This window comes from Planomonospora antibiotica, from assembly GCF_014647955.1.
In the GTDB taxonomy this organism is placed as follows: Bacteria; Actinomycetota; Actinomycetes; order Streptosporangiales; family Streptosporangiaceae; genus Planomonospora; species Planomonospora parontospora.
The window spans coordinates 17,758-31,383 of the sequence record NZ_BMQE01000050.1; the positions used below are offsets into that span (position 1 = coordinate 17,758).

Below are 13,626 nucleotides of genomic sequence, written 5' to 3' on the forward strand. Positions count from 1 at the left end.
ATGGCGATCTCCGTCCTGAGAGCAGCGCGCCGTCACCCGCTCGTGCGCCGGGTGCAGCGCGCGGTGGCCATCGGGCGACGCCGGGGTGAGTATCTGGCCGGCATGCGCGGGCAGCGTGCCCGCACCGCCCAGGCGCACGGCGATGCGGCGCTGGCCACCTACGCCCGCCAGATGCAGGCGCAGCTGGCCGCCGCCCAGCCGAGCATGCGGCAGGTCTACGATCCGGCCTGGTGGGTGCAGGCCTCCCCCGAGCGGCTGGGCGCGGCCTGGCAGCTGATCGTCAGCTGGGCCGCGCTGGCCGAACCCGGCGCCCAGGCGGCGCTGGCGCACCTGAGCGCCCAAACCGAGGCCCGTTACGGGGTGCGCGTCGACAACGTGCGCATGCAGGCCCGGGACGTGGTCGGGTTGCTGGCGCGGGCCTGGCCACCGAGTGCGCGCGCTCCTCAGCCCGGTGGTCAGGCGCCGGTCGATGAGCCGGTCTACAGCTACGTGATCCGTGACCTGTGGCGGCAGACGATCGTGGCCCAGCAGATCGGGTGCCGACCCGGCGCCGGGATCGCGCCCGCGCTGTTCGGCGCCGAGCAGTTGCTGGCCTTCGACGCCGGACTCGGCGCGGCGACCGGGACGGCGGGCCCGGCGCGGTCGCTGCGGTTCGCGATCGAGGTCTACCCGGGTGAGGATGTCACCGCCACCCCGGTGGCCGACGTCAGCGGCCTGCACGCCGATGCGGTGCGGCAGCAGGCGCTGGAGCGGCGCGAAAAGGTCCTGGCCGGAGCCCCCGCCGACGCGCAGGAGCTGCACGATGCGCTGCTGGTGGAGCAGCGCCGCCTGCACGATCTGATCGCCGTGCACCGGCCGCCGGACACCGAGGAGATCACCGCCCCGGCGCACATCCCGGCGGCCGAGAGCGCCCTGCAGGAGCAACTCGCCTACATCCAGGTGCGGCTGGAAGCGACCGAAGCGACGCTGCGCGGCGAAAACGGCGAGCACGTCTACCAGCGCGCGGCCCTGCTGCACTGGCTGGATGACGCCTGGTGGCGCTCGGCCTCAGCCCAGGAGATCACCGAGGTCTGGGCGCAGGTCACCGGCTGGGGCGAGGGAGCGGCCAAACGGCAGACGCTGGACGTCCTGGCCGCAGAGCTGCACGCTCACCGCGATGTCACGGTGAGCTCGCAGACCACCGCGGCGCAGCTCCTGGACGAGCTGACCGTGGTCATCGTCGACGAACCCCCGGCCGCGCCTGACCCGTCCCGACCGGCCGCGCCCGTAGCCGATCAGAAGGTCTGGCCGGCTACGGGCGTGGTTGCGGCCTCGCCGACCGGTGATGCCGTTCACCCCCCGGTGATCAGTGACCACGCTCCGGCCGCGCCCCGGCAGGACGTGCCTGCTGCCCGGCCGGACACCGGCACGCAGCAGCCGATCACCGATCCCGATCCGAACACGACACCGCCCGCCCCCGCCGCGGCGGCCACTCCCGTCACCGGCCCGCCCGCGCCACCCCGCGCAGAACCCGCGCCTTCCTCCTCTCCCCCTGCCCAGCCCGTCAAGCCTGACCGATCAACGGCCCCGCCCACCGCCGGGGACAGGATCCTGCCCCCGGTGTCCGTTGCGCCGCCGGTCGCCGACCGGCGGGCGGCACCCCCGCCCCAGTCGGCCCCCGGCGTCCGTGACAGCGCACCGCCAGCCGCGCAACCCGCTGCCCCCTCACCTCCTGGCTCACCCGGGGACGAGCCCGTCGCAGACTCCACCGGCATTCCCGACGCGTCGGCTGCACCGGCGCGCGAGGTCGCCTCCGCAGCCGCACCTTCCGATGCGCCAGCCGCAGACCGTCAGGACAGTGCCCCGGCCACACCGGCCCCGGCATCCCCGCACAGGGATACGGCCACACCGGGCGCCGCTGTTACTACCTCGCCGCCCCGCCTCCGCGACCTGCCGCCTGCCGCCAGCGCCCCGACGCCTCCGGCTCGTCCGGATGCGGCGGTCTCGCCCGGTGACAGCGGTCCGGAGCCGGTTTCCGCGCCGGAACCGCCCGCACCCGCCCGTACTCCCCTCCCGGCACCTGCGGCATCGGCCGCTCCGCCGCCGCGGCGGCCGGGCACGGTGGCCGGACCCGATCCCCGCGCCGGCACAGCCCCGCCGGAGCCGGAGCGCACGCCGTCGCCGCCCCTGCCGGAGCCGAGCGGCCGCCGCGACCGGTTCGCCTCGGCTAAGGAGCTGGACGCCGCACGCGCCGTGCTCCAGCGCCTCTACCAGGCATGGGCCGCCACCCCGACGGCCACGCTCCTGCACAAAGAGGAAGAAGAGCTACGCGCCGAGCTCGGTACGGCCGGAACCAACGAAGGCGCGTTCATCGACCTGGCCTGGAGGAAGCTCAGTCCCGTATCCGATGCGCCCGGCCCGGCCGCCGCCGGGTATGCGGGGCTGCTTGAGGCGTGCACCACCGGGGAGCGGCTGCTGGCCGCCCGGCAGGTCTTCGTCACCGCCGATGATCGCCACATCCTGCAGCTGCTGGCCGCGCACGCCAGCGAGCTGACCGTACGGCTGCGCGCCACCGCCGCGAGCGGGCCGCCCGCGCGCACGGCTCCCGCCGGTGTCCGCGCACCGGATCGACGCACCCGCCTCGGCGACACCCCTGGCAGCCCAGCGGTGCCCCGCAACCGCGCTCCCGCCGCTTCCTCGTCTCCGGCCGGGCGGGAGCAGCCGACCCGCGCCGATACGCCCGCGTCCGCCCCGGTGCCGGCCCGCACCCCGCCGCAACCGCACCCGGCCGCGCGTCCGACGGGTGCCCGGTTTGCCAGCCTCGCGGAACTGCGCGCCTTCTACCGGCAGCAGGGCAGCGCCCTGGCCGATGAGGCCACCCTCGGGCTGGGGCGCGACGGGTCTCTGGCCTACCACCGTCCCGCCAGCCGCGTCGCCTGGCAGCTGCTGCACGCCGCGACCGCGACCCCGATCCGGCGCACGGACTTTCCCGGCGGCAGCGACGTGCTGCCGGAGTGGGGCAGCGAGCGCGCGATCCGCCGCCTGCTCGCGACGATCGAGCACCTGCGCGACGCCCAGGGCCAGCCCGTGGACTGGGACACCGACGATCCTGCGATCCTGCGGCAGCGGATCGACGCCTTCCGCACCGGCGACGGAGAGTCCTGGTGGGATGCGCTGCTGCGGGTGACCGCCGAGCACGACATCGCCGGTGGCCATCCCACCACCTCGGCGGCCCGCGGCTGGCTGGCCATCCGCACCGATCCGGACCGGCCTGCGCTGCCCGAGGGTCACAGCTACGGTGACCAGTTGCGGCCGGGCATGACGCTGACCGTGCGCGAGGACGACCACGCCGTGCCGACCTCCGCCCGCATCACCGCGGTCACGCCGGGGCACCGTACGGGCCAGTTCCAGGTGCACTTCGACAACGGCACCGACATCACCGTGCTGCGCAACGAACGCTTCCTGCTGGGTGAGGCGGCGATCGTGCGCGACCGCAGCGGAGCCGTGCGCGAGGAGCTGGTGCTCACCGCCGACCTGTCCGCCGGGCAACGGGTGCGCTGGACGACCACGGCCGGCGCGGTGGACCTGGAGCTGCTGGAGCGGGGATTTCGGCCCGGTGAGACGGTCACGATCACCGGGATGTTCCTGGGCCGCGATGAGCAGGACCCTTCCCTCATCCTGCTCGGCACCGTGGAGGTCCGCAGCCAGCAGCGCGACCGCGTCGTGCTGGTCCCGGACGTGCACGAGGTGGACGCCCCTGCCCGGGTCATGCTCCTGCACCCCCCAGCGCAGGAACGCACCGAACCCCCGGCGGACACGCACTCAACCGACCTTGCCCCTGCTGCCGTCCCCGGTCCCGAGCGGTCCCCCGCGCCGGCAGCGGAGGGGCCGGTGGCCTCACCGGATCCGCCCCCGGCACCGGCCCCGCCTGCCGGGCCGCGTCCTTTCGGTGACGCGCCTGCCTCCGCGCCGCCCCACGCGCCGGCCGCTCCTGCCCCCGCTGATCCGCCCCCTGTCCGGCCCGGTTCCGCTGGCCGTGCCGGTGATGCGGCCCCCGAACGCCCGGGCGAGGTCGATGGCGATCAGATGATGCTCGTCATCGGCGAGCCGACGCCCCTGTCCCGCAGCGCTCCCGCTCCCGGCGGCACCGCCGGTGAACCGTCGGCACCCGCCATCGCCGCGGCCGTCCCCGGCCCGCAGGCCACACCGCCAGCCACGCCAGCGATCGAGCAGCCGACCGCATCACCGCCGTCTTCAACCGCCGCCCCCGCCGCCCCGGCGGCCGGTGGCGCTGCCGCTGCGGTGCCCGGGCCCGCCACCGATGCCGACACCGCCCGCGCGCTGGGCCAACTGCCTCCATCCCTGCTGGCCACCCTGCTGCGCGGCCGCGACGACCCCCGGCACCTGCGCTTTGTGCACGCGGCCCTCGACCACCTCCGCAGCTCCGGCCAACCGGATGCCGATAGCGCACCCCAGATCGAGATCACCGCCGCAGGCCTGCGCATCAGCGCCGACGGCCACCGCGAAAGCAGCCTGACCTGGCAGGAGGTCATCCAGTGGCTGGAGCCCGCCGCCGAGCTGCCGCAGTGCGACATCCTGCGGCGCGCCGACCTGCTGCACGCCCGCTACGCCAGCGGTGAGGAAAGCCTGCGCCTGGTCGGCCAAGCACAGCTGGGCGCACTGGTGCGCGAGGAACTCCGCGACTACCAAGCGCAGGCGGCCACGTCGATCCTCCAGGCGGCCCAAGCCGCCCATGAGCGCTCCCCGGGCGGCCGCCCGGCCGCCCGCGTCCGGCCCAAGACGCGCCGCGATGCTCCCGATGACAACGCGCTGCTGTCGATCGGCGAGGTCGCCCCGGACGACGACCCCGAAGAACGCGCGGCCGCGATCCTTAAGCGCCTGGAGCGCCTGGAGGCGCTGGCCCCGCCGCGCGCCGGCGCGGGCACGCCGGTGCGGGTGAGGCAGCTGAAGGCCGGCATGGTCATCACCGACCCGCAGCAGTCCCGATGGCCGCTGCGCTTGACCGGACCGGCTACGGCCACCGGTACCGGGCTTCAGCTCAGCGGCGCCCTGCTGCAGCCCGGCCAGCCGCAGCCGGACACAGCCTGGTCCTACCCCGCTGACACCGGGGCCGATGAGCCGACCGTGTGGGCCCTGCGGACGCCTCCCTCGCTGCGCGAGCTCGACGGCACCTTCCCCGCGAACGTCACGGGAAAGGCCGGACTCTCACCGCCGTCCGCCGCCCGCGAGCGCGATGATGCGGCCGCAGCGGAGCGGGCGTGGCCGGGGTTCGCCACCCTGAGCGAGCTGCTGGCCTACCTCGAGAGTTTCCCGCCCGAGATGCGCCCCGAGCGGCAACGGCGGGCCACGCCGTTCGGGCCCGCCGACACCGACGACACCTACGCCGCGAAGATCAAAAAGCAGAAGGATCTGGCCGGGCATATCCGCCGCTGCCGCGAACTGGTCCTCAGCCCCGGCGGGCACCTGCTCATCTACACCGACCGCGACGGCCAGCGTCAGATCGCCCTGGCGCGCACGCTGCTGCATCTGCCCGCGGTGTTCCTGGAAGGGCGCAGCAGCCAGCAGGCCGTGGTCCTGGCCGGGTGGATCGAACAGCAGGTGCGCGACGCCGACGGTGCCGTCTTCCCCTGGAGTTCGCCCCAGGCCCGCCAGGAGATTAGGCAGTGGCACTCGGCCGACGGCCGCAGCATCCGCCAGGAGATCCAGCGGCAGATCGCCGCCTACGACCGCGCCCACGGCATCGCCTCCCTGGCGGTGCGCGAGGACGACGAACAGCAGGCGGCCGACCAGCAGCGCCAGCGGCCTGCGGCCGGTTCCATCACCCCGCAGGAGATCACCCTCGGCGAGCGGATCCGGGTGATCTCCCGCGGCGGCGTATGGGTGCAAGGTCACGTCCAGGCCATCACCGACCACCCCAGCCGTCCGGTCGTGAAGGTGGTGCGGCTGCGCGAGAGCGACGGCACCGAGGCCACGCAGGAGATCGACCCGGCCGAGCACAGCGTGATACGGCTGCCGGACCTGCAGGCCGCCCCCACCGGCCCGAGGGTGGGCGCCCCTGCCTCGCGCATCGACGCCGGCTCCCCCAGTGACCGTCTTTCCGCTCCTGCCGGCGAGCCCACCCGCCTCCACGACGCCGACGACCCGCAGCCGCCCGCAGCCGCCGAAAGAACCGAAGCCTCCCCCGATGCGCCGGTCCTCCCGGAGCCCTCAGCGTCCTCGGCGGCTTCGCCCGCCCCAGAGTTGCGGGCCCCTGCCAGAAGCTGGCCGGACGAACGTGACGCCCGCCTCCTGGACGCGGCAGAAGCGCTGGCCCCGGACGTGTTCACCGCAGCCGACACCGCGCGCATCCAAACCGCTCTCACCGGGCTGGCCGAGGCCGTGGCCTCCCCGCGGGAAGTTGAGGTCTACCAGGCCTGGATGGTGGCCGAGCATGTCCTGGCCACCACGCCACCTCCTGCGGACGGCGCCGGTGCCGCCGCCGAGCGGGAACGCCAGCGGCTGCTGCAGGTCGTCCGCGCCGCGGTGCGGGCCCGCGAGAACCGCTTTGCGACGCCATCGAAGATCAGCATCGAGTCGCTCATTCTGCACGGCAGTTTTGGCTTGCAGGACGGCTACGACGCCGAGCAGATGGCCGCAGCCGCACGTACGGTCCTGGCGGCCGCGCTGGCCGACCTGCCTTTGCGCGCCGCGGCCGCCGCGACGGACAAGGGCGACTTCACCGAACGCGTCTTCTCCCTCTGGCTCGTGCGGCTGGTGCGCTCCGGTGAGGCCGCGCTGCCGCCGGAGTTTCGCTCCTTGTACTTCAGCCACGTCCAGCATGACCTGCACCAGCGGCTGGCGGCGGCCGTGCAAGGCGTCGTCGCCCTGGAAGGAGTCGCGCCCGGCCACCCCGATACCGCCATCATCCCGGCGCAACCGCGCGACGAGGTGGAACGCGCCCAGGACCGGATCCTCACCGCCCTGCGCGAGGCCGGAGTCGCCTTCTACGTGATACATCGCGACGACGGTCACACATCGATTCAGATGTCCTACGACGGCAAACAGCAAGAGAGCGCCCACCTTCCGCTGGATGTCGCCGCCGCCCGGTTCGCTCCGCAGCTGGGCATCACCCCCCAGCCGCTGCGTGACAGCGACATCATCGACGCTCTTGCCCAGCGCTCCCCAGGCTGGTGGGCCAGCTTCATCAACTCGATCGACGAGGCGGCTCTCCATCTGGGCGGCTATGGCAGTGTCCTGACCATACGCACCGCCGTTGAGGTCACCGCCGACAACCTGTCCATCGAGGTCCGTGACGTCGACGGCACCCGCCGCGGCACAGTGCCGTGGCGGCAGATCATCGACCGGTGGATCCGGCCCGTGCTCACCGACCAGCACCGGCTCATCATCCGCACGTGGCTGGATGTCAGTGCCCAGTACACGCGCTGCCTCCAGCGGGGGGTATTCGACGCCACCGGCACCGTCGAGCACGCGCGCGCCGCGCAGCGCGCCCTGGATGAGGCCGCCGCCGCGGTCCGCGACGAGATCGCGGCGTTCGCCGCCCGCACCCCGCTGAGCCCGACCAACGCCTCGACCGCAGGTGCGGCACCACCGCAGGCCGAGAACCTGGTGCCGGTGGTCACCGAACCGGACCCTGCGGTCGTTGCCGCGCACCAGGACCGGCTGGAGCGCATCCGCGAACTGGCCGCGGAGGTGCCCGCGCAGTGGCAGAGCACCAAGGCGCTGTCTGAGCTGCGCGCTGGAGATGCCTTGGGCCCCTCCAACCCCGACGGGTATCTGTTCACTGAGGGACACCTGTTCGTCTTGACCGACGATCCGCGCGACAACGGCGACGAGGTCGTGGTGACCGGCCGCGTCCTGCACCACGGCGCCTACGCCGAACCCTCCACCCGCACCATCGCCAAGAACGGCGGCGACCCGGTCCAGCAGGTGATCCTGCTGCCGCGCTTCGCTCCACCGCCGCCCGAGCTGATCACCGCCGCCGCCCCGCCCGGCGCCACGGAACCGGTCCAGGCCGTCCTGCCGGCCCCCGCTGCTCCTGCCGAACAACACCCGCCCGCCGCACCGGCCCGGCCCGCCAGCGACACCCCCATAGAAGAGCTGGACGATCCCCCGTCGACCTCGGCCTGGTTTTCCGGCCTGTTCGGCTTCCCCCTGTCGCCGCAGGAGCGGGCACAAGCACTGGAAGCGCTCGACGCCGTGGCCGAACAGGCGCTCGAACATCCGGGTCTGCGCCGCGCCGCCACCGAGCTGGAGCTGCGTGACTTCGAGGTGCGGATCTTCCCGTTCTGGCTGACCGAGCAGATCCGCACCTCCCCTGCCGTGCCCGAGGCGTTACGCCGTACCTACTTCACGGGCACGCAATCGATGCTGTACATCCGCCTGGCCCGCTACCTGCACGGCCGCTGGCAGCGCATGGAGGCGCCCTCATCGCCGATATCGGCGCCGATCCCGATCAGCGACGCGTACACCGACCGGATCATGCAAGGGCTGCGGGATGAGTACGCCTACGGCCACGACCCGGTCTTCCACGACGACGGCCGCGTCCACGTCCACGTCTCCCTGCAAGGCGACACCCTCCCGCTGGATGTCGCCGCCGAACGACACGCCCCCAAGCTCGGCATCCGCTCCCAGCCTCTCACCGACGCCGATCTGGCGACCGTGCTGGGGCACCTCGGTTACCGGTGGCTGGCCCGCGCCCTGCGCGCCGCCGACGACCCCGGCCTGACCGCGGAGCTGTTCCCGTGGGGAAGCCACCGCCAGCGCGGCCCGGATGAAACCGACCCCGGCGCCCTGGAGGACATCCACGCCGACAAGGGCGGCCTGGAGATCCAGATCGAAACCCCGGCCGGTACCCGCCGGGGGCGGCGCGGCTGGCCGAAACTGCTGCCCTGGCTGCGCGAGCGGGTCCCCGACGGCCAGCGCCGGATCCTGCTGGCCGCCGATACCGCCCTGGACGGCTACCGCACACATCGGGAGCATTTCGCCCTCACCGGGCAAGAAGCGCTGCGGGATCAGGCCGTCACCGAGCTGACCGGTCTGGCCGACGCGGTCCGCGCCGCCGTACGGCAGGCGGCCACCGCACCGGCCGCGCCGGCCCGTTCCCGACCGCAGATGGCGACGCTGTTCGACGACGACAGCTCGCATGACGACGTCGACGTCGACGTCGAGGCGGTGCTGGCGCGCATCACCGCCCTCAGCGTGATCCTGCCCGAGGCGCGCACCACCAGTGCGCGCCTGTCGCAGCTGCGCCCGGGCGACGTCGTTCACCGCCCCGAGAACAGCAGCGCTCCCCTGCTCGTCACCCAGGAGCCGACCGAGGCCGACGGCCGCTGGAGCGTGGCCGGCGTCGTGCTCACCGCGGGCGTGCGCGGCGAGACCCTGTCCTGGCCGCCACCCGAGCACAGCCCCGAGCCTGATCCCGACGTCATCGTGCTGCACCTGCCCGGCTCCCTGGACGGCATCGTCACCCCGCCCCCAGCCGCCGAAGCCCCACGTGCAGAGCCGTCCACCACGACGCGCCCCTCCTCCACGGCGGTATCGAGCACAGCGCCAAACCTCACCAGCGCCGCCGACCCCACCCCACAACCGCTGCCCGCGGCCGCCGCACCCTTCGGTGATCCCGCTCGCGCTCAGGAGGCCGCCGACCCTCACGCAGGTACAGCCGCCGACCCCAGCGCACCAACCGGGTCGCCTGTGCCTCTCGGGGAAAGGGAAACGGACATCAGGTCCGCCTCGGCAGCGCGGACAACCACCACGGCACCGTCTTCACCGGCAGAAGACTCGGCACCCGCCGAACTGACCGACATCGACATCTTCTACGCGTTCAAGCTGTATGGCCCGCGTTTCATGTCGATCGTGCTGCGCAGTAAGGACGACCCTCAGGTTCTGCGCGATGAGATCTCCATCCATCGGGGCACCGGCGGCCGGCGAAACGGCGGCCCGGAACACGGCGTATCCGAGTCGATTGACGTGCGGCGCAACGGCTTGGAGATCGAAGTCGGCCGCGGCACCCGGCGCGGGTTGGTGCCCTGGAGGCGCCTGCGGCAGTGGCTCACCTCCAACCTGGACCCGCTCACCCAGGAAACCTTCCTGGCCGCCGAATGGCTGGCGACCGGCTACCGCACGGCGAGCACCGGTTTCGCCGCCATCGGCGAGCGGCACCTGCACCGCCAGGCGGTACAAGAGATCAACGACGTCCTGGAGATGCTCACCACCGACATCCTCGAACGAGCCTTGCAGGCGGATCCGCCCTCGCCTACACCACCCCGCCGCCGCGCGGCTACCGCCGAGGCACCTGATGGGCTGTTCGATCTCGGTGCCGAGGCCGTCACGGCCACCACCGATCACCCCTATGCCGGGCACCTGGCCCGGTTGCGGCAGCTGAGAGCGCTCTTGCCCGCACGCTGGGGTGAGCACATCCCGTTGAGCCAGGTACGGCCCGGCAGCGTCATCCACCGCCCTCACTCTGCTGAGCTGTTGCGCGTCACCGAACCGGTCACCGATCGCGGCGATGACCTCGAGCTGGTCGGCGAGCTGGTCGACAGCGGCGCCCGCGCCACCGCGACCTGGTCCAAGCACCCCTTTGGCTCGCCCGTCCCCAGCCCCGATCCCACCGTGGAGGTCATCGGGCTGCCGCAGTCGCTGGCTCCCCTGTTCGCCAGCGGCCCGCAATCGGCGCCCGCCTCTGTCCCTGCCGAGACGCAATCCCTCCGGTCTGCCGGCCATCCCGCCCCGGCTGCCGAACACCCCCGCGATCAGCAGGAGCGGCCTGCGTTCTCCCTCGGCCCTGGCAGCGCCGAACATGAGAGCGATGCTCTGGAAAAGGACGGTCCCGCAGGCGGTCGCGCCATCCCGGGTGAGTCCCCCGGCTCGTCGCGTGCGGTGGTCCCGCCGTCCGCTGCTGAGGCCGGTCCCGGCGCGCCCACGCCCGCCCTTCCCGTGGTGGTTCCCCTCTCCGGCACGGCACCGGACGCGCCGGCGACCGCCGACGCGGACCACACCCGGGACACACCTGAGGAGCGCAAGGCGCGCTTGCGCTCCGCGGTGGACGACCTGTGGGCGATCACCCTGCCCAAGGCGACCTTCGCCCCCGCCGACGCGGCCCGCATTCAACAGGCCATCGCCGATCTGGCCGAAACGCTCCCCGGGCCGCGCCCGGTGGAGATCTACCGCTGCTGGGCGGTGCTGCAGCACGTGCTGGCAACCGCCGAAGTCCCGGCCGAGGCTTCGGCCGCGGCGAGGTTCCACGACGCCTGCGAGCATCTGCTGGATGTGGCGCGCACCGCCCTGTCCGCCCGCGCGAACTACTACTACGACGGCACGATGATCATCGTTGAGTCGCTGCTGAAGGCCGACCATCCGCCCCTTGAGGGGATCACCACAGGGGTCAACGCGGTGACCGCGCTGGCGCTGGCCGATATGCCGTTGCGGGCCTCAGCCGCCACGCTGGAGTTCGACGACTTCACCGAGCGGGTCTTCTCCGCCTGGCTGGCGCGGTTGATGCACGCCGGCCAAGTCGAGCTGTCACCGGAGTTTCGCGCCTTTTACTTCTCCGACCGACAAAGCGACCTGCACCAGCTACTGGCGGCCGCCGTGCGCGGCATCGTCGCCGTCGACGGCATCGACCCCACCGGCGCCGCCGTAGCCGTCGAGCCCGCCCAACCGATCACTGAGGCCGAACGCATCCACGACGAGATCCTCACCGCGCTGCACGCCGCAGGCGTCGTCTACCGGATGACTTATTGGCCCGACGGGCGCACCTCGATCAAGATGACGCACAACGGCAACGAATCAGAGCACGCGGATCTGCCGTTGGACATCGCCGCCGCCCGCTTCGCCCCCCAGCTGGGCATCACCCCCAAGCCGTTGCGTGACGACGACGTCGTCACCGGGCTGAGCCGCTACAACACCTCCTGGTGGGCGCACTTCGTGTCCGTGATGGACGACCCTGCCGGACTGCGGGAGCTCACCTCCCAGATCAACGGGCAAGGCAACGCCCGAACCACCGCTCAGGGCCTGCACATGGAGGTGCACGCCGTCGACGGCACCCGCCGCGGGGTCGCACCCTGGCGGCAGATCATCGACCGGTGGATCCGGCCCGGACTGGCCCAGCAGCAGCGGCGCATCCTGGTGGAAGCCATGGCGGCCCACCACCACTCCATGCAGGGCCATGAAGTGTTCGCCATCACCGGCACCGACGAGCACGCCTCCGCCCTGCGCCGGGAGCTGAACACCTACGCCACGATGATCCGCGATGAGGCGATGGCGTTTGCCGCCCGCACCCCCCTGGGCCCCATCGGCTCACCGGGACCGGCCCACACGTCGGCGCCGCAGGCAGAAGACCTGTTCTCCGCCGCGGCAACCGATGACGAGCAGACGCTCTCGGCGGCCCGCCAGGAAGTGCTGGACCGCATCAGCGAGCTGATGGCCGAGCTCCCCGAGCAGTGGGAGACCACCACGGCGCTATCACAGTTGCGCGCTGGAGACGCGCTGGGCAGGCTCCGCCACGACATGCGGCTGTTCGTGCTGACCGAGGATCCACGCGATACCGGCGATGAGGTGGTCTTGACCGGCCGCATCCTGCGCCGCGGCGTCTACGCCGACCCCACCACCCGCACCATCGCCAAGGACGGTGAGGATCCGCCGCAGCAGATCGTACGGCTGCCGCGTTTCGCGCCCCTGCCGCCGGAACTCACCCCCGACCAGGATCCCCTCGCCGACGCCCCGGTGCAGGAACAGTCCGCCACCGCCGCGATGACGGCTCCCGAACCCGTCTCCCACGCGCCGGGCGGGGACACCCTCGCGCTCACCGACATCGACATCCGCTACGCCATCACCGACCAGAACCCGTGGTTCCTAGCCGCGCTGATTCGCAGCATCGACGACCACCGGGCACTCCACAGGGTGATCTCCGGGCAGCACGGATCCTCCGGGACCCGCTCCGGCGGGCCCGAGCCCGGCCTGTACCAGCTGACGCAGGTCCAGCCGAAGGGCATGGAGATCACGGTGCGCGCCCCGGACGGCACCCGGCACGGCCTGGTGACGTGGGGGCGCCTGCGGCAGTGGATCGCCCCTGGCCTCGACCCGCACCTGCGCGATGCGTTCTTGACCGCCTCGTCGGTGGATGCCCGCTACACCTCGGCCCGGGAGGTGTTCGGCGCGATCAGGGAATCCCACCTGCACGCGATGGCCCAGCAGGAACTCGACGCGCTCCTGCACGAGTTGCGGGCCACCATCCTCCACCGCGCCCTGCACACCCACCAGAGCGATCCCGCCGGACAGGATCCGCCCTCGCGCCGTACATCAGCGGTCCCGGACACCGCCGCCACGCTGTTCGACCTCGACGCAAACGCCGCAACCGACGATCCCTACGCCGCGTCCATGCAGCGCCTGCGCGATCTGGCGGCGGTCCTGCCCGACCACTGGCACGACCCCACGCCGCTCAGCCAGATCCCGATCGGCAGCTTCTACAACCACTCCGGCTACTCCGGCGCGGTGTGCCGCGTGACCGCACCCGCCATCGACCATGGCGAGTATGTCGAGATCGCCGGTGAACTGCTCAACGGCGAAGCCGTCACCAGCCGCTGGTACAAAAACAGCGGCTCCTCTGTCTGGGAGGCGGGCGCC

At 72.7% G+C, this 13,626-nt stretch carries 1 protein-coding gene (only partly in view); it reads left to right on the forward strand.

Going from position 1 to position 13,626, the window contains the following annotated elements; genetic code table 11:
• Window positions 1–13,626, forward strand: partial view of a DUF8437 domain-containing protein gene (locus IEZ06_RS30240; protein ID WP_189240099.1) — the start only. It continues 20,046 nt past the right edge of the window; the window shows 13,626 of its 33,672 coding nt (coding positions 1–13,626); the start codon lies at window positions 1–3; its stop codon lies beyond the right edge, outside the window.